Source organism: Singulisphaera photorubra, assembly GCF_045290345.1.
Lineage (GTDB): Bacteria > Planctomycetota > Planctomycetia > Isosphaerales > Isosphaeraceae > Singulisphaera.
In genome coordinates, this window is sequence record NZ_CP155447.1 from 7,051,655 (window position 1) to 7,069,711 (window position 18,057).

Annotated in this window: 17 protein-coding genes and 1 pseudogene; 7 read left to right on the plus strand and 11 right to left on the minus strand. The window is 64.7% G+C overall.

The genetic code is table 11. The features are described 5' to 3' along the window. Positions 1-175 precede the first annotated feature (175 nt). The 3 genes from V5E97_RS26500 to V5E97_RS26510 all read right to left on the minus strand — a co-directional run bounded on the left by V5E97_RS26500 (position 176) and on the right by V5E97_RS26510 (position 3,081). Positions 176-1,270 (minus strand): hypothetical protein, encoded by a 1,095-nt coding sequence (locus V5E97_RS26500; RefSeq protein WP_406694588.1) that lies wholly within the window; start codon positions 1,268-1,270, stop codon positions 176-178. An 804-nt stretch (positions 1,271-2,074) separates the two neighbouring features. Further along, complete coding sequence (locus V5E97_RS26505) at positions 2,075-2,518, minus strand: aspartyl protease family protein (RefSeq protein WP_406694589.1); 444 nt, start codon at positions 2,516-2,518, stop codon at positions 2,075-2,077. Next, entirely contained in the window at positions 2,506-3,081 is a 576-nt protein-coding gene (locus tag V5E97_RS26510) for a hypothetical protein (protein ID WP_406694590.1), read from the minus strand. Before V5E97_RS26510 ends, V5E97_RS26505 begins: the two co-directional genes overlap by 13 nt. Positions 3,082-3,870: 789 nt before the next feature. Between V5E97_RS26510 and V5E97_RS26515 the strand changes: the two genes are divergently transcribed. After that, the gene (locus tag V5E97_RS26515; protein ID WP_406694591.1) at positions 3,871-4,029 is read left to right on the plus strand and encodes a hypothetical protein; all 159 of its coding nucleotides are present in this window, start codon (positions 3,871-3,873) and stop codon (positions 4,027-4,029) included. 81 nt (positions 4,030-4,110) lie between these two features. Here V5E97_RS26515 and V5E97_RS26520 read toward each other — a convergent pair whose 3' ends face one another. From V5E97_RS26520 to V5E97_RS26535, 4 genes and pseudogenes are all read right to left on the minus strand, one after another. After that, entirely contained in the window at positions 4,111-5,127 is a 1,017-nt protein-coding gene (locus tag V5E97_RS26520; protein ID WP_406694592.1) for a DUF1559 family PulG-like putative transporter, read from the minus strand. Positions 5,128-5,596: 469 nt separating this feature from the next. After that, positions 5,597-6,391: a DUF1583 domain-containing protein gene (locus V5E97_RS26525; RefSeq protein ID WP_406694593.1), complete on the minus strand. Its 795-nt coding sequence runs from the start codon at positions 6,389-6,391 to the stop codon at positions 5,597-5,599. Then, positions 6,388-7,086 (minus strand): hypothetical protein, encoded by a 699-nt coding sequence (locus V5E97_RS26530; RefSeq protein ID WP_406694594.1) that lies wholly within the window; start codon positions 7,084-7,086, stop codon positions 6,388-6,390. Before V5E97_RS26530 ends, V5E97_RS26525 begins: the two co-directional genes overlap by 4 nt. A gap of 201 nt (positions 7,087-7,287) precedes the next feature. Then, positions 7,288-7,581: pseudogene (locus tag V5E97_RS26535) on the minus strand (transposase); the annotation flags it as partial. Positions 7,582-7,748: 167 nt separating this feature from the next. On the opposite strand from V5E97_RS26535, the gene V5E97_RS26540 reads away from it, so the two are divergent. Next, positions 7,749-8,207: a hypothetical protein gene (locus V5E97_RS26540; protein ID WP_406694595.1), complete on the plus strand. Its 459-nt coding sequence runs from the start codon at positions 7,749-7,751 to the stop codon at positions 8,205-8,207. Continuing rightward, positions 8,204-8,494, plus strand: coding sequence for a hypothetical protein (locus V5E97_RS26545; RefSeq protein WP_406694596.1), 291 nt, complete (start codon positions 8,204-8,206; stop codon positions 8,492-8,494). Before V5E97_RS26540 ends, V5E97_RS26545 begins: the two co-directional genes overlap by 4 nt. A 355-nt stretch (positions 8,495-8,849) precedes the next feature. On the opposite strand, the gene V5E97_RS26550 is transcribed toward V5E97_RS26545, so the two are convergent. Both V5E97_RS26550 and V5E97_RS26555 read right to left on the minus strand, forming a co-directional pair. Continuing rightward, complete coding sequence (locus V5E97_RS26550; protein WP_406694597.1) at positions 8,850-9,263, minus strand: helix-turn-helix domain-containing protein; 414 nt, start codon at positions 9,261-9,263, stop codon at positions 8,850-8,852. Next, a complete protein-coding gene (locus tag V5E97_RS26555; protein WP_406694598.1) occupies positions 9,263-9,601 on the minus strand; it encodes a type II toxin-antitoxin system HigB family toxin in 339 nt (112 codons plus the stop codon). The genes V5E97_RS26550 and V5E97_RS26555 overlap by 1 nt, the downstream gene beginning before the upstream one ends. Before the next feature lie 369 nt (positions 9,602-9,970). Between V5E97_RS26555 and V5E97_RS26560 the strand changes: the two genes are divergently transcribed. Beyond that, positions 9,971-10,273, plus strand: coding sequence for a transposase (locus tag V5E97_RS26560; protein WP_406694599.1), 303 nt, complete (start codon positions 9,971-9,973; stop codon positions 10,271-10,273). A gap of 201 nt (positions 10,274-10,474) precedes the next feature. On the opposite strand, the gene V5E97_RS26565 is transcribed toward V5E97_RS26560, so the two are convergent. Both V5E97_RS26565 and V5E97_RS26570 read right to left on the minus strand, forming a co-directional pair. Next, positions 10,475-10,876 (minus strand): ankyrin repeat domain-containing protein, encoded by a 402-nt coding sequence (locus tag V5E97_RS26565; RefSeq protein WP_406694600.1) that lies wholly within the window; start codon positions 10,874-10,876, stop codon positions 10,475-10,477. 23 nt (positions 10,877-10,899) lie between these two features. Next, positions 10,900-11,664, minus strand: a complete 765-nt coding sequence (locus V5E97_RS26570; protein WP_406694601.1) for a haloacid dehalogenase type II — start codon at positions 11,662-11,664, stop codon at positions 10,900-10,902. A gap of 642 nt (positions 11,665-12,306) precedes the next feature. On the opposite strand from V5E97_RS26570, the gene tnpC reads away from it, so the two are divergent. The 3 genes from tnpC (at position 12,307) to V5E97_RS26585 (ending at position 17,554) form a co-directional block, all read left to right on the plus strand. Next, a complete protein-coding gene (gene tnpC, locus V5E97_RS26575) occupies positions 12,307-13,758 on the plus strand; it encodes an IS66 family transposase (RefSeq protein ID WP_475297056.1) in 1,452 nt (483 codons plus the stop codon). A gap of 212 nt (positions 13,759-13,970) precedes the next feature. Next, positions 13,971-14,264 (plus strand): hypothetical protein, encoded by a 294-nt coding sequence (locus V5E97_RS26580; protein WP_406694602.1) that lies wholly within the window; start codon positions 13,971-13,973, stop codon positions 14,262-14,264. Between the two features lie 377 nt (positions 14,265-14,641). Further along, positions 14,642-17,554 (plus strand): hypothetical protein, encoded by a 2,913-nt coding sequence (locus V5E97_RS26585; RefSeq protein ID WP_406694603.1) that lies wholly within the window; start codon positions 14,642-14,644, stop codon positions 17,552-17,554. Positions 17,555-18,057 lie beyond the last annotated feature (503 nt).

Here is an 18,057-nt window from a genome sequence, read left to right on the forward strand (position 1 = left end):
AAGTGCATAGCCACTGTTGGCCCGAATTTCGCATCGACAACTATAACTTTTTGCTGCGTCCCGTCCGGACGAGGGGGGGGCGTTTCAGCCACCACGGCGTCGTGGCCGAAACGCCCCCCCTCGTCCGCCGCACCTCAGCGAGCCGGGCTCGCGAGGGGCCGGTCGACGGACGCGATCACGCCGTCGTCGGGTAGTTCGAGAACCACCCGTGGTAGTTGGATGTCATACTCGTCTGCCCCCCGCCGGGAGACGTCGCGGCGGCGGCGGTCGTGGTGACGCCGACGCCGGCGTTGCCCGTCACGAACCAGTTCGGCCCCACGACGACCCCACCGAACGTCGTGGTTGGCAAGCCTGCGATCGGGATCGAGGTCGAGACGTGCAGGCTGAGGGGCGACCACGTCACGGAGACAGCGGAACCGTTCCCAAGGACCAGGGAGCCGGTGCCGCTGTTCCCGGTGATCGGATTGACGGTGAGGGGAACGGCGGCCCCACCGAACACCACGTTTGGTTGGCCCAGGGCGCCGGTGAGACTGGCGACTGCCACAGAGAGGCCACCGTCCGGGACCCCATTCTGAAGCCCTGGCCCCGTGTTCAGGCCTGCGGCCCCTAGGACGATCGCCCCCGCGTTCGGGCCGGCCGGGCTACAGGCCACGTCGAACGTCTCGTGCAGAAACACGGGCGCCTGCGTATAGGTGACCTGCGACCCCGGAGTGCCAAACTGGTCATCCGCAAGGGTATAGGCGCGGGACCAATTGGCGTTGGCTCCCAGGGTGCCAAAGATGTTCGGCGAGCCAGCCGTGGATTGGCCAGTCCAGTTGACCGTGGCCATGGCGTTGGCGGACACCGTGTAGTTGCCGATGTTCCCGGCGCCGGACCCATTTCCAGGGTTAGGGAAATCGACGATGGTCGACGAGGCCAGGCCCGCCATCGTGAGGTGCGCCCCGGGGACGGTCCACGTCATCCCCATCATTGGATCCGTAAACGTGACCGACGCAATATCCGCGTCGAGCGTCGGCGTCACGGTCGCCCCGGCGAGCCCACTCTGCGTCTGGTCCAAACCCGCGAGGAGCACGCCGTTACTCATGGCATTGCCGGCGCTGTTCGCCTGCGCAAGATTGGGGATCAGCGATCCTGGCCCCTGCATCCAGAACGCCGGCACGGCCAGCGATCGGCCCTCGAGCGAGCCGCCTCGCTCCTGGCGGGGATCGGTAGGTCTGAACCTGCGGTCGCGGGCCCTGCGCCGCGGGGTAATGCCCAATAAGCGTAGCATGGTGCGTCTCCCGTTGAAGAAAGTGGCAAACCGCCAACACCGCAGCCCCACGGCAATGCACCCGATGCGCGCGGCCCAAGCCGCCCACGCCAGGACTCATCAATTCTCGAATGTGGCTGAACTCTTATCCGAGACAGTAAATGCCGAGGAGCCCGATCTCGGCGCGCAGCTCCGACGAGCAGGCCCGTCCACCTCAAGGGGGACGGGCCGAGCCGGTGCCGCGCGCACCGCGGGTCCTCGCATCGCGCAAGGTCCGCGTTTCATCCCGTTACCCGCCACGACCCGACGGATAACATCGACGTGAATGAGGCCAGATCAGACACGGGTATAACCCAGCGACATCAAGAAATCAATGGTGTCAGCATGATTTCCCTATAGGGACATCACGCTTTCATTCAACCGCCTGTCATTGCAGGGGCACTCGGCTCCGGCCCGCCGGCGCGGCCGCGTCTTCCCTCAAGGAACCATTCGGCGCAAGATCATTTTTTTCAACATTTCATTCAACTGTTTACGTGCTAACACAAACAATAACCATACGAATCCGAATTACTGCGACTCTCCACGCCCACGGGGTCGTGCAGAAACGAATCGGCCAGAACCAGCGTCAAAGCATGCGCCAACGGCGAAGAGTCAGTGGCCGTGCACTCAAACAGGGCAAACCAGGAGGCTTGAGTAAGCTGTCAAGACTCAAGGGCTGATTTGCAGTTTTGCTAAATTACCCAGATCTCCCAATTGAAGTGCATGGCCACTTGGTCCTTGGTCGATCATGGTGGGCCCCTGCCCCGTCTTGTTGCCGGCGTGGGGCTAGAACGCGAACGTGCAACAGCTGTCAGGCCCGTTGTAGATCAGTATGCACCGGCTCAGCAGGTCGCGGCCCATGATCATGCCGACGTCGAACCTGTCCAGGTCCTCGACCGCGACGACTTTCGCGTTCGAGGCCAACAGCACTGACGGGATGCCCGGGAACATGAGCCGGATTCGGTAGATGAGGCCGACCTCGGGGGCCGACGCACCCACGCCGAGGACGCTGCGCTCGCCGCCGGGATCCAGGCCCAATTCTTCGGCGAGCCGGCGGCTGATCATCGACAGTTCGGAACCCGTGTCGAGCATGACCGGGACCGTGAGCAGCGATGCCCATTCGAACTCGCCGGCAGCCAGCGCCGCCTCGGCCGCGACCGAGGTCGGGCCGATAATCAAGGCAACGACCGGGGGCAGGTTAGCGACGACCGGGACGGTCAGGTTCGGCATATCGCGACATCGCGGGTGACGAGGGCGGGCGGCTCTGCGACCAGGACTTGCCTGATGTAGAGCGGCCCCAGTCCGAACGCCTCGTAGCCGGCGCACTCCGCAGCCACATCGCTCTCCAGCGGGCCGACGCACTCCTCTCCCACGATCACCACGAACAGGCCCTCGGACGTCTTGAGGAGCTCGGGCAATATCCGCTCGTATGTCGCACGCTCGACGTCGAACCCGCGATAGGGCCGACGACGAGTTGACGTCTCGATTGGAGTCGGCATGGCACCTCCTGTGCTCGTGCTCGGTTCGGAGATGGCAAAACCGGACCCACCCCGGACCGTTGCCGCCTCCTCGTGACCCCGGATCCTCTCCTCAATCGCGCTCGCCAGGACCTCCCAGCTCCGGCCGGGGTCCTGGAATTGGTCCCGCAAGATGCTCGCCATATCATCGGCGAGTGCGTAAAGCTTCACGTCCGATTCGTCAGAAGCGGGAACCTCGGCCCGAGTAAGCAGATACCGGGCCTTTTGCTCGGAGGAAGCGGGCGTTCCGGGGTGGTCGTCTCTGATGCCGGGCATTCCGCACCTTGTAGCAGAGGGGTCGAAATCGAGGAAGTCGTCTTTGCCCTCAATCTAAATTCTATCACAGTTACGCGCGGGCCGGGGAGGGCGTATCTTTGGGACGCGCACCCCGGGTGGCGCCTCCCCCCTGCCCTACGATCCGCATGATCCTCCGGTCGGCATTTTCTTAAGGAAATCGCCCGCCATGACGGCTCACTTCCTCAAGGAGGAGGGAGTCAGTGGCCATGCACCCAAACAGAGCAAACCAGGAGGTTTGAGTAAGCTGCCAAGACTCGAGGACAGATTTGCAGTTTTGCTAAATCACCCAGATCTCCCAATTGAAGTGCATGGCCACTGGTGGTCCCCCGAGGTTGCGGACAGGACGTAAGAGCGTCGCCCCCCCCCCCAATCGAGCCGCAGGGCCGCGTCGAGCGAGAAGTACGCGCTGTATGCAGCGATGGTGTGGTTGTTCAGGACCGCGTTGAAGGCCAACAGCGGGGTGCCATGCGGCGGCGGCCAGGCTCACGAACCACGCCCAGTCATCGTCCACCGAGCGATTCAGAAATCGCGTGTACCCGACGAGGAAGCATGCGAACGGGACAACGTTCAGGAGGATGATGATCGGTTTGAAATAGAGCGTGGAAGCCGGCCACGCGAGATTTCTTGCCTGGACGCTCGAGCGCGGCGTGCCAGGGGGCGAGGCATGCGGCAACGAGCGTCGGCAGCAGGGGTGGCTTGCTCGAGTAGAAGTGCTGCACGGGGTCTCGTCCTGGCTGCTCGTGCTGGAACGGCGCGAGGCGATACACCTTGTCGATCGTCCTGGAAGACCATGGGCATTCGTCGATCGAATACGCACGCCGCTCGACCAGTGCCCAGACCGTACACCATCGCGAGATGTCGTTGCTCCCGACCAAGGTCGAGGACTTCGGCGTCACGCCGAGCGACAGGGCGGAGCGCTGCCGATGACCACGATGGCGACGTGGCAACGGAACTGAACGAGCCGCTCGAGAGGATCTGCTGTCGCATGCATAGGGCCGCTTCCACGGGTTAGTAATTGTCGCCGACAATCTCCCCACCGCCGATCGTCCCCAAGGCTCTCCACAAGCTTCGGTCGATGCCCTTGCTGACGAATCGGACGGTCCCGTCGCCGAGCGCCAGGACAACCCCACCGTTCGAATGCCGGCTCGTCGCCGTCATCCCGACACCCTCCCACGTCAGGCCGTTCTTGCAGCTCTGGCGCCCGGGCGTCATGAGGTGATTGTAGCGCGTCCAATTCATGTTGCCCTCGAGCCAGGTCTTGCCGCCGTTGGCGTCGATGAAGTACCCACGTGCCTCGGTCTCGGTCAAGGAGATACACCAGTCGTGGAACGACTGCTCGGTCCAGAGGTTCGGCCTGGAGACGAGGAGGCTGAGGAAATCGACGGGGTCCCGGCCCCCCGAGACCTTGCAACGTTCGCTGAAGGCGGCCGTCGTGGACAGCCCGTCGGTGATGTTCGCGTATCGGATGCCTGCGTTCTGGCCGAACATCCCGTCGCCCGACCGGCCCGCCCAACTGCTGCCGTTGCACGTGCGATAATTGTTCGCCCCCCAGCGGTGGTCGACGCTGTCACGGTCGCTGGGGCACAAGAACGTCTCGACGACGGTCTGACCGGCCGTGTAGTTTACCCCGGGTTCGCCTTGCGGTCCCAGCTGGGCGTCGATGTACGGGAAGAACGGCGCGACCTGGAAGTTGATCGCGTTGAAGAGGGATAGCTGATCGAGATAAAGCAACATCTGCGTCTGGGCGGAATAGCGGCGAGCGGCCAGGGAGCCGGTCGTCGCCGACGTCTTGTCGTCGTCGGGGCCCACGCCGAACGGAAGGACCGCGAACGTCGTGTGGTAATTCTGCAATGCCAGAGCCAGCTGCTTGAGATGGTTCGTGCAGGTCAGCCGCCTGCCTGCCTCGCGCGAGGCTTGGACGCCCACGAGCAGCAACCCGGCCAGGAGCCCAACGATCGCGATCACCACCAAGAGTTCGATCAGGGTGAAGGCTCGTCGACCCCGACCATCTCCAGGGACACTCATGGTCCGTCTCCTCTCCGCACGCCGTAAAGAGACGGCGCAGGAGCAACGGGGTTGAAGCCGGCCCCACTCACGTTGATAGCCCAATCGTGCGCCGACGAAGTGCAGTTAATCGATCGCATCTCTACGCCATCAGTTAATCTGTCGTATCGCCGCGCTATTGTGTGTCATTTTGACAGAGTAGTCCAGAGCCCTGAGATATTTCGTCGCCGCGAAACCGCCCCCTCCGTGGCCGCATCGGCAAGCGGGGCAGGCGGAGGGCGGTCCGAGTCGCGGCCGGCACGCAGCGGCCCGGTCAGGGACCAGGGAACTCTCGCGCCACCGTCGTCGTCAGCCATCGTGACGTCCAGGGGTCAACGACCTTGCGCATCCCTCTCCCACCGTGCATGGGTCATCGCCCGCACCTGGCCTGCCCCCCAAAACCTGGTCCAGTCTTAATGAAAATCGTACAACCGGCAGAGAGCCAGGGACACTAGGACGCGCGGCTTCGCCCGAGCGTGGCGCACAACGCGATGATCACCGTGGTACCGACCAGGATCCCGATGGCTCCCCACCAGAAACCCGACGACCGCGCCCCTCGTTCCTCGGGCTCGATCAACGTCGTCGCCCGGATCCCGAAGGTACGGAAGAGGACCACGAGCGAGTCGGACGAAGGCGGGGGGATCGCGTGGAGCCTGATCTGCTTGATCTTTTCGTCCCCGCACGGGAGCTCGTGGATCACCCGAAAGGTCGACTCCGGCTCTTCGCAGGCCTCGTACACCAGTGTCTTCCCCCGGCGGGTCAGGCGGAGCATCCCCGACGAGGAATTGGCCGGCTCCTCGTTAAAGTTCAGCTTGCGCTTCCCGTTCACGAGCCGGCCCCGATGCGCAAACAACATCTCACCATCCTTGGGCTTGGAGAGCCGCATCAGCGTATACGTATGCTGTGCCTCCGAATCGTAGATGATGCCAAGGCTCAGCCCCGGCGCGGGGTCGCGACTCGGACGCGACCCCTTGACGATCTCGTACGACAGGGTGATCTCGAAGTCGCCCGCGATCCCGACCGTCGGCGCGATCCCGACCGGGACCTCCGGCATGCGCTTCGGGGCGAATGCGATGCGCAGACCGCGCGAGGTGGGGCTGATGAACCTCTGCGCATTTCGTCCGACCAGCGTCCACCGCAGCGGCTCGAACTGGCTCCGGCGGAAATCCGCCTCGAAGACCGCGCCCGGCGGCCCCCCTTCCGTGGCGGCGAGGGAGGCCAAGGCGACGAAGAGTATGCTTATCACGTCTGGATCCTCGGATGGGGTGGCTCGCCGATCTCGCCTGCGCCCGCGGTCCCGCGGGTCTCGCCCCGGACCAGCAACGCGAACATCGCGCAGAGGACCAGGTTGCGCACATTGAGCGCGAGGACCGCGGAACGATCGAGCGAGAGGAGCGATTGGTAGAGATGCGGGTAGACGAGCGTCGTCAGCAGGCATGCCGCCAGGAACGTCCATCGGACCGTCCGGGAGTTCCCGCCAGTCAGAACGCACGGATAGGGTAGCAGCCAGATCATGAACTGGGGGGAGAGTACCTTGCTCCTGATCATCAGCGCGACGACGGATGCCGCGACGCAGCGGAAACTGTCGCCGAAGCGGCCGCACGCGTCGGCCATGGCCACGACGAGCATCAGGCCCACAGTCACGCACGAAGACGCAACCTTAATAACAGGAGACGCCCATTGATCTCTAATATTCACGCATCCATGGCATAAGTAGAGTTCGACATGCTGACCGGGCACGTCCTCGAGCAACGCCAGGACGCCTCCCGAGATCGACTCGATCTCAATGCCGCGTTCGAGGTAATAGCGCAGCGACTCGAGCCAGCCGGGTCCGCCCAGAATCCGCCAAGCGAGGCCCCCGAGGACGGCCGTGGCGAGGAAGACGGCCGGAGGGACGAATCGGCCGCGCGGGGGAGATCCGGGCATCAAGTACGGGAGCATCGCGACCGCCGGGAAGACCTTAATGAGCGCGCCGAGGGCCGCGAGGGCGGAGGCCGTGCGCGACCGACCGACCGACCGACCAGGTACACGCCGCGGCGAAAGCCGCGAGCGCGGGGACGAGATCGAAGCGGCCGACGACCAGAGGCGCGATTGTAGCGATCACAGAGACAAGCATCAATGGTCTGATCGCGGATAGTGTTGTTATAACGGGTCATGGGGAGGCCCCCCTCGGGAGAGTTCCGGGTTGCATGCGGACTGGAACTCGGCGAACGTCTGATGGCAACGTCCATAAAGATCGCGACGTTTGGTGAACTTTCACAGGCGCTCGATCAAGCTCAGGTTCGGCGAGTACGAGGGCAGGAACAACAGCGTGAGCCCCAACTCCTTCGCCAAATCCTGAACCACCGCGTTGTATTGATAGCGGGCGTTGTCCAACACCAGTGTGATCGGCCCCATCAGACCTACTGCGGCGATCATCCTCAGGAGTTCGCACATCGTCAAATTCCACTGCATCGCCACGCCGCTACGTACTGACATATCTTTGTCATACAAACTCATATGATTTGCAATTTTACATCTCGAATACATATTGCCAATTACATTTGCAACAATATCTACATTTCATGGTTTCAATGCACACATTTTCCGTCTGGATCTAGGCCGTGTGGACAGTACGCGGCCTGACACCGCCGCCGGGGCCGGGCCGGACCCAGTTCACGAGCGGCTGGGAGTTGGAGCGGGCCGTGGCCGCGTTGCTGGCCGAGCAGGACGCGACGAGGCTGTTGACGGCGACTTGGGAGCGGCAAGAGACCAGCCGGGAGCAGTACGTGGGACCCGGCCGTGGTGGCCCAAGCCGGCGCAAGACGACGAAGAGTACGGTCCGCTATCAGATCACCTCGGTGACGCGGAACGATGCGGCGATCGAACCTCTGGTGGCCCAGATGGATGGGCTGGCAGACGCTGGTGACCAACATGGCGGCATCGCGGCTGTCGTTGGGCGATTCGGTGCTGGGTTGCCGTGCGGGCACTTGCGTGGAGCGTGCGTTCCACCATTTGAAGGGCCAGCCGCTGGGGGGGCCGCCCGCTGTTCGTCCATCGTGACGACCTGGTGCGCGGCTTGACCCATCTGCTGACGCTGGCGTTGCGGGTACTGACGCTGTTCGAGGTCCTGGTGCGACGGGGGCAGGATCAGGACGGCGTGGACCTCGCGGGCTTGTATCCGGGCCAGGCAAAGCGGACAACGGATCGTCCGACGGCGAAACGAGTGCTGGAGGCCATCGTCCGGGCCGGTGTGACGCTGATCCAGGAAGTTGGCGACGAAGGATGTCGCTGGCATCGGACGGTCCTGCCGGTACTGCTGAAACGGGTGCTGGGCTACCTCGGGCTCTCCGAGGAGGCATACACTTAACTAATCATCAATTCAGATCAAGCACTCTTTCAATATGCGAAAGAGGAGCAAGGGCATAAGAACATCCCCGGTTACCCCAGTTTGCCATACTTGGGCGCGTGGCCAACATCGGCCCATAAACCTGAGTCGTGGACAGAAAAATAGCGGCGTCCCCGTTTCCTCCCCCAAAACAAGATGAGCCCCTCGCCGGGGGACCGCTCTGCCCACTCGACTAGACCGCAGATCGGATGACTGAGGCGGGCGGGCTGGTCAGGCTTGACGAGGTCAGCGATTCTTGTCACATTAAACATTATATAATATAGGTTATTGTTGCTTCCACAAACCACTGGCTCTCCCGCACGCATTCTATGCCGAATTACTGTTGGTCGATGAACAGCCCTGGATCAGCCTTGAAGAACCGCGACAGCGCCGCGATGTGCTTCACGTTCAGTTTCCGCTTGCCCGCCAGGATCTCCGAGACCGTCGAGAGCGGAAGGCCAGCCCCTTGCGACACACCCGTCTGGGTCACGCCCCTGGCTTCCATCAGGTGGACGAGCATGTCGACCCCGGAGACATTTCCCATCGGGTAATGGGCTTGCTCGTAGACTTCAATCAGCGTCCCAAGAACCTCCAGGTAATCCTCCTCGTCCTTGGTTCGCTTCGCCAGGTCGATCAGCGAGTCGACGACCTTGATTGCCCGGTCAAGCTCGGCCTCGGAGCGGATCGGCCGGAGCGGGTGAGCCGCCACCAGTTCCATGTATCGCGTCAGCGGGGCGGTACGGGTCGCCATCACTTCTCCTCCTTTGGCTTCTTCGGGGCCTTGGCCTTCGGTTTCGGCTGATCGGCCTTCCAGGAACCTCGGTCGTACTCCGGGTGGGTCAAAACGGCCCGGACGTAAACCTTGCCGGCCTTGATCATGACGACCGCGATCAGGCGAGCCTTATTGCCGCCGATATTGAAGACCGTCAGGTTGCCGACCTGATCGGCCGTGGGGTAATCGGCCCGGATGTCGGCGAAGTTGGTCCACCTCGCGTTCTTGACCAGCCGATACCACGACTCAAGGGCCGTCTCGAAGGCGGGGTGAGCCTTGGCGAACTCCTTGAGCTTCTTTCGGCTGATGACATGCATCCCGCCCCCCGTCCCGAAAACGTTCGCCGCATCCCCACAAACATATTACAATTTCGCAGAATCAGAAGTCAACAAGAGAGTGCTGAAAATCATCTCTGGCTCGCCGACTGCCTACGGAGTGGACCAGCACGAGCTTTCGCCGCCAGGGTGCGTAGAATGTGGCAATGGGTGATCGCGGCCGTGCCTCACGGCCCCTTCAACACACACGCCACCCGTCGCACTTTAGATTTTCCCCTGACCGCTGTAATTGGCGATTTCAAATTCGTGCCGGCGCCAACCAGCCAATGCCTCGTCGTAGAGGTCCGGGCAGGAAACGGGGACGCAGCTCGTAGTGACGTCGTCCTCTGGATTCGGGGATCCTCCCGCCGTATGCCAAGAACAGCACGAGTCGCACCTGGCGAGTTGGTTTATCACGTCCTGAATCGATCGGCCGGGAAGAGGCTCCTGTTCGCCAAGGACGCCGACTTCGACGCGTTCCAGCACGTCACGAGTGAGGCGCACCAGCGCCACTCCATCCGGATTTTGGTTTACGCGGTCGTGTCCAACCATGGGCACTTCCTCGTCTGGCCTGAGCAAGACGGGCCATTGACCGAATTCTTCCGCTGGCTCACGCATACCCACGCGATGCGTTGGAGAGTTGCCCACCGGACCGTGGGATACGGCCTCCTCTAACACGGGGACGATGAGCGCTCAGGAACTGAAACGCTTGAGCACGAGCCTCGAGAGAAGCCGACCCTACGGCGCCGACGCGTGGGTCAAGCAGAAGGCGAGCGAGTTGAGCCTGGAGCACACCCGTCGTCCCGAGGGACGACCGCCAAAAGTCCGAAAACCTGAGTCGTGGACAGAAAACGAGCGGCGTCCCCGTTTCCTCCCCTATGCCGGTGCCGATCCGCGCCGGGCAAGCGCGGCCTCGATTGCGGCCCGGTTCCGCTTGCCCCGGCAACGTCTCACGTAGTCACATCCCGACTTGCCGTGGCTGTCGCACTTCCGGAAGTCGCCACCATGCTCCGCCAGAACCCTGACCACGCTCCACTTGCCCGCCCTCGCGGCCGAGGTAACGGGCGAGAAGTCGTCGTGGTCGAAGTGGTTGACGTTCGCACCCCGCTCCAGCAGCAACTTCACGATCTCCAGATGACCCGCCCTGGCGGCGACCTGGAGCGGCGTCACGTTGAATCGGCTATTGCCGATATGATCGACGGGCGTCCCCTCATCGAGCATCCGCCGGACGCCTTCCTCGTCTCCCTCCTCGGCGAGCTTCGTAATACCGCTGAACATCGGGTGACTCCCTCAGGATCCACTCAAGGCTTGCCGAGGACGAGCTTCAGCAGCCCTTCCAGATTGTCCGACGTGCCGTCCGGCTCGATCCCAAGTTCCTCCATCGGCAGGTGGAACCGGTTCACCCAGTACGTCGTGTAGCCGAAGCTCTTCGCACCGTAGGCGTCCCAGCCGCCGAACGCGGCGAACACGATCTCCTCCTTTTTCAACTTCAGGTGCTCCATGCCCAGCGCGTAGGCGCGGGGGTCCGGCTTGTACGTGCCGTTGGCCTGCGTACTCAGGAGCTCGTCGAAGAGGTCGGCGATCCCCGCATTCTCGGCGTTGGCCTTCAGCATCCTGGGGCTGAAGTTGGCGATGGTGATGACCCGAACACCGGCGGCCCTCAGTTTGCGCAGGGCGTCCACTGCGTCCGGCCAGGGCTTCAGGGTCAGGTAGGCGTCAAGGAGGCTCTTCCGCTTCTCCGGGGTCAGCTCCAGCTTCATCGCCTCGGCGGCATAAACCAGGGCATCCTCGGTGACCTTGAAAAAGTCGGCGTGACGACCCGTGATCGAACGCAGGAAGCCGTACTCGAACTGTTTGGCCCGCCAGGCCCTGGTGAACTCGGGGCCCTTGCCCGGGAACGCCTTTTCGGCGGCCGGGATGATGGAATTCGCGTTGAAGATCACGAAATAGTCGAAGGCGACGGCCTTGAATCGAGGAGGCGGCGATTCCTGCGCGAGGGCTGGGCCCGAGGGCGCGATGAAGATCGTGGCGAGAAGTGACCATTTGAGCGAAGATGAGATCGTCATGTCGTCACCCGGCTGAGGTATTGTCAGAACTCGTGGATGGAGGAAATGAAAGGGGCGGCGTCCCCTTGGTGAAGTCTCCCACACACCAAACTTGCCAACAAGGCAAAGGAGTACGCCACCGTGAGCCAGCCTACCTCCGAAATCCAGATCTTGCCATTGATCGGGAGTCGTGAGGGAAATCCGGTGTCAGTTCAGATTTTCGAAACAGCTCCAAAAATGGCCCTTGGCGTGCTGCAAGCTTTCCTACTATCTCTGATTAAACTAAATATTATTTATACATCATAAACAACACAACATGAATTCCTGATTAATAACGGCACGTGAGCAGCAATGAAACAGAAAACAGGCACAAGGGCCTTCTCTGATCACGACGCCGGTGCTGTGGCAAGGTACCGGAGAGCCGTCCGCCGGCTGACGCCCAGGGCGGTGGCGATCTCCAGCACCGTCAGGCCGCGGCCACGGAGCTCCCGGGCACGCCGGGGTGCCGCCTTGCGGTGTTCCTCTGCATCCCCGGACGGCCCCGCGCCATCATCGCGCACCCCGGGGAACGTCGTCAACGGCGGGGTCGCGCCGCGGACGGCGCAAGGTAGCCGTTCACAGTCCGGTATTGAAAGTTGCCGATGACGGCACTATATCTGCGTTATGACGAATCCGCTGCCCATCCCTGACGACCTCTGGAGTACGGTGCCGCCCGACGCTCAGGCCGCCATCGCTGCAGTCTTTGTGGCGATGCAGCAGCGGCACGCCGACCTGGAAGCGCGGGTCAGCGATCTCGAAGCACGGCTCAAGCTCAACTCCACCAACTCGTCCAAGCCACCTTCGTCTGATCCGATCGGCCTGAAGCGGCGGCCGCCCGCTCCGGCCAGCGGCAAGAAGCGCGGTGGGCAACCGGGACATCGCAAATCCCACCGTGCCTTGGTGCCGCCTGAGAAGTTGCGCCAGACCATCCACTGCAAGCCGGAGGCGTGTCGCCGATGCGGTCAGGGGCTTCGGGGCGACGACCCCGAGCCGTTGATCCATCAGGTGGCCGAATTGCCCAAGATCGAGCCCCTCGTCGATGAATATCGACTTCATCGTCTCACCTGTCCCGGATGCGGTGAGACGACCTGCGGCGCCTTGCCCCCCGGTGTCCCGAGCGGTTGTTTCGGCCCTTACCTTCAAGCCGTCCTGGCCATGCTCGCCGGGGCCTATCGTCTCAGCAAACGGCAGATCCAGCAGGTCAGTTCCGATCTGTTTACCCTGTCGATCTCCACCGGGATGATCGCCAAGCTGGAACGGCAGTCGGCCGCGGCTCTGGAGGCTCCCTACAACGAACTGGCGCTGTCGGTCCATCAGGCCGAGGTGGCGAACATCGACGAGACGTCGTGGCGTGAGCAACTTCGCAAGGTCTGGTTGTGGGTGACGGTGACTCGCCTGACCACTGTCTTCACGATCGCCAAGAACCGCAGTGGCGCGATCGCCCGGGCGTTGTTGGGCAGTCAAGACGGCCAGGTCGTCACCAGCGACCGATTCAGCGCCTATGACTGGATCATGGCGTCCTGGCGGCAAATCTGCTGGGCTCATCTTCGTCGCGACTTTCAGGCGATGATCGACCGGGGTGGTGGTAGCGAGCGGGTCGGACAGCGGTTGCTCGGATTGTCGAACCGACTGTTCCGGCACTGGCACCGGGTTCGTGACGGGACCGTGCCCTGGGACCAGTTCCAAGAGCGGATGAGCCGACTGCGACGGGAGGTCAAGAGGGCCCTTCAGGAGGGATCGCGGAGTTCGTGCGCCAAGACGGCCGCGACCTGCTTCGAGATCCTCAAGGTGGAGGAGGGCCTGTGGACGTTCGCTCGGGTCCGGGGCGTGGAGCCGACGAACAACGTGGCCGAACGCTCGTTGCGGCATGCGGTAATCTGGCGGCGGATCAGCGGCGGGACGGCCAGCGCGGAGGGGAGTCGGTTCGTGGAACGGATGCTGACCGTGGTGGCGACCTCTCGGCAACAGGGTCGTAACGTCCTGGACTACTTGACCTCGTGTTTTGAAGCGGATCGTCGCGGTCACGCCGTCCCTTCTCTCTTGCCGGCCAGCACGTCAGACATCAAAGCCGCCTGATTTCACTTCTCCCGTCCTATGAACGGCTACGGCGCAAGTAAAGTAGTTAAGTGATCCAAAAATTATATTTCTTCAGAGGTGCGAATTCGATGGGAGGCGGGGGCGGGGCGTGCGATGCTGGGGCCGCGCGGGGATGCGTGAGGCCCCAACGGTCGCGTGTGCCGCAGGGGGGATACCGTCGCGTCCCGGTGCGCAGCCCAGATGAGGGAGCCATGGCGAACCTGATCGGACGGGTGGTGTTCGAGCCGGTAGCGGTGCGGCCCGGCGAGTCGGTGCGGGTCGAGGTGTTCGGGCCGGACGACACGGCGATCGACCCGGCGGCGGCGGTGACGATCGACGGTGTGCCGGGTGCCGTGCGGCACCTGCAATACGCGACGCCCGGCGCGCGGCGGCTGTTCGTGCGCGCTCGGGGTGCGGACGGGAAGGTCGAGAGCACGGTCGCGGATCTGGAGGTGGCGGGCGCGCTGGAGTTCGCGACGATCGAGGGGGTCGCGAGCTGGCGATGATCGGCGTGACGCAGGACCCAGCGCGGCCGTATGCGGCGGTGCTCACGCTAGGCCCGACGGCCGACGTGCGGACGCCGCGGTCGCCGACGCTACGGACGCCCGGGCAGCGGCTGCCCGACGCGGCGTTCGAGCCGCTGTCGCGGGCGGCGCTGCTGGCCGAGGCGGGCAGCTGGGGCGGGCAATGGCGCGCACCCGGGCGCTGCTGCGGGTCGAGGCGCGACGGCTGGCTGACGCGAGGCCGAGGCCGGCGGAGGTGGCCGCAGGTCGGGCCCGGCCCGCCGCGCGACGCGGCGGAGCGTGGCCGCGGTGTACGACCTGACGGCGGTCGACCTCGGCCGCTTCTTCGGGCCGGGCGCCGCCGCGGCGGGCCAGCGCCGGTGTACGAGTGGGACTTCGGCGACGGCCAGCAGGCCACGACGCGCGTGCCGGTGGCGACGCACGACTACTTCGCGGCGATCGACCACGCGGCGGGCCTGGGCCAGTTCGTCGTGACCTGCCGGGCGCGGCACTCCGACGTGACCGTGCGGCGGTCGCTCACGATCCACTCGGCCTACGCGATCTGCAAGGCGGCGGGCACGATCGTGCCGCACGTGACGGCCGACCTGTTCGCGCACAAGGAGTACAGCCTGATCACGGCGTCGTTCGCGGTGCACAACGTCGAGGACGCGCCGATGGTGCTCGACCGGCTATCGATCACGCCCACGGCCGACGACGGCGAGGCGGTGGGGCTGCCGGGGGCGTTCGTGGCGATGGAGCGGCCAGTCACGATCCCGCCCCGCTCGACGGCGATGATCGGCGTGAACATACCGTTCACGGCGGGCGTGCCCGGCGCGGGCGAACTGAGCCACGAGGCGCGGGGGTTCGCGGCTCTCTATGCGGGAACGGCGGCGGGGATGCCGGTGCGGTGCGGCGCCGCGTTCGACCTGCCGGTGGAGGAGTGGGGCCAGCGGCCACGGCCGATCCCGATCCCCGACGTGCCACCGCGGGAGCGTCAGCCGTGGCCCTGGGAGCTGGTCGAGCAGGCGCTGCGGGATTCGGTGGTGAACCCAGTGGTGAACCCGGCCGGCGGTGCGGTGCGGCCGGGCGACGCGGTGCTGGACGCGGCGACGGGCACGCTGGCGGTGTCGCTGGGCGGGCTGTCGGGAGCGTCGCGGGCGGGGTGCGGGCGGCGGGGCGCGTGCTGGCGACGGCCCTCGCGCCGGCCGAGATCGCGCTGCAGGCGCGCGCGTGGAGGTCGACGCCGCGGCGGCCGCGCCTGGGTGATGGCCGCGCCGGCGCCGTTGGGGCTGGACGTGGGTGGGGTCGGCGGCATCGGGGCGGCGGTGCGGATCGCGCGGCAGCCGCGGCTGGCGGCGCGCGACCGGGTGCGGATCAGCCTCGCCGGGATCGGCGGGATGCTCCTGTTCGAGGGGCCGCCCGTCCCGGGCTTCATCGCCGTGGGGCAGATCTGCGACCCCGACAACCTGTCCGAGGCCGACCTGGCCGCCGCCGAGGCCGGGCAGCTCGTCTGCCAGCTCACGACCGAGACGAAGGAGGTGCTCATGCCCGCGCGGTGGATGAACGCCCGCAAGGGGGACTGCATCCTGTCGCCGGGCGGCGACGGCATCATCGGCGGGCTGATGCTGAACGTGAAGCCGGCGCAGTGGTACAGCCACTGCGGCATCATGACGCGCAACCACGACGAGATCACGCACAGCACCGGCAGCCAGAAGCGGGTGATGGACCACCTGATCGGCTTCACGGCCGACGGCTCGGACGGCTTCGAGCCGAACGTGCTCAAGTACGTCTGGCCCGGCGCCATCACGCAGACGGTGCAGAGGTCGATCGAAGGCGAGGACTTCCCCGACCCGGAGTACGACAAGACGTACAGCATCTCGTCGTTCGGCGCGCAGGCGGTGGGCTTCACGCACAACGACCACTTCACGATGATCCCGCCGCTGGTGCTCAAGCCCGACCCGCTGCAGGAGACGCCGGGCGTGCGGACGGCGCTGCACGCGATCGCCGACTCGGCGCGGGCCGGCGCCGGGCGGCCCGGGGTGAAGCCGAAGTACCACTACCGATGGTATTGCTACACCGACCCCACGATCGGCCTGGGCCCGCCCGCGGGCCCCGAGACCGGCTGGGCCGTCGACACGCTCCCCTCGGTCTGCTCGAGCTACGTCTGGATGCACGCGAAGGCGCTGGGCGCGCACCTGGAGACGAGCCAGACGCTGGTCACGCCCACCGACCTGGAGCCGAAGGACGTCGAGACGGGCGCCGTGGTCCGCCCCACCACGCCCGACGGCCTCTACAACTACTCGGCCCAGGAACGGCACGACGCGGCCAACTGGCTGTTCGAGACGGTTCACAACCAGGCCTTCGAGAAGGCCGGCTGGTTCGGCGAGGCGCTCACCGACGGCGCCGACGACATCGCCAACCAGTTCCTCAACGCCTTCGCCAACGACGACGGCGACGGCAAGGACAGCGAGGAGTGGAAGGACCTGAGGGACGCTGACGCGGTGTCGCCCGACAACATGATGTGGTGGGACGCGCCGGCGCAGGGCGGGCTGTACGGCTACGTCGAGCCGGCGATCTACCGCGAGCCACGCGTCGAGAGTTACACCGTCAGTAAGTGGAAGAAGGTGGTCACGCGGGGCCGCATCCGCGGCACCGTGCGGGGCGAGGCGGGCCCGGTCTCGGGCGCGATCGTGCAGGTCTACGACGGCAAGACCACGTTCACGGCGGCCGATGGGACCTACGCCCTGGCCGACGTGCCGCTGGGCGCGTACCAGATCAAGGCCTCGCGCGTCATCGACGGCGTGCTGTACTCGGCCCAGGTCAACATCGAGCTGGCCGGCGAGGAGCTCGTGGTCGACATCGTGCTCCAGCCGCCGAGCGAGCGCTATCGCGTCGCGCAGGTGTTCATCGACTTCTTCGGGCGCGACTACGAGTCCTTCGACGACGACGAGCTGAACGACCCGGGCCCCGAGTACTTCGAGCTCGAGTTGGGGCCCGACAAGACCGTGCACTCGACCGGCAAGACGTACAAGTGGGGCGGCGAGGTGCGGGTCGAGTACTCGATCACAGTGCGCCTGCTCGTCAACAACGCCATCGACGTGCAGGTCCAGGGCACGCTCTACGAGGGGACGAGCGAGGACACCGACGACCTCGACGGCACCGGCGGCACGACGTTCCAGGTCGGCGTCGGACAGACCGCCGGCGCGACCCTGACAATCACCAACACCGACGAGGACGACGACGACGCGGGCGTGCTGAGCATCTCGGTGAAGAACGTGCGGAACGACAACTGACCCCCTGCCCCGCCCCACGCGGGCGCGAGCCTATCCGGGCTCGTGCCCGCGCGGGAGGATTGACGGCGGACGAGCTCATAGCGCGGGCCGAGGTCGCCAGGAAGAATCTGTCCGCGATAACCAAGCCCGCCCCGAATTGAAATCAGGTCCAAGCCACCGATAACCGCGCATGCCAACGCCCCGGCTCTCACCAGGGCGTTTCGTGACACTAACCCGCAGCGGGCAAGGAATCAAATGAAACAGGGAATACTGTCAGTGGCCAGACACCTGTAGAGAGCAAAGCGGGACACCTGGATCGTCCATCGAAGTGGGCGCCTATACTCTCGTCTTCACTTCATCTCCCAAATCTCCCCGCTGAAGTGCCTGGCAACACTTGCGGCTCCCGTCCGTCCAGAGGGCCGACCGCCAAAAGTCCGGAAACCTGAGTCGTGGACAGAAAACGAGCGGCGTCCCCGTTTCCTCCCCCTGTACGATACCGAGTCGGTGGACTGAATAGCCGGTGA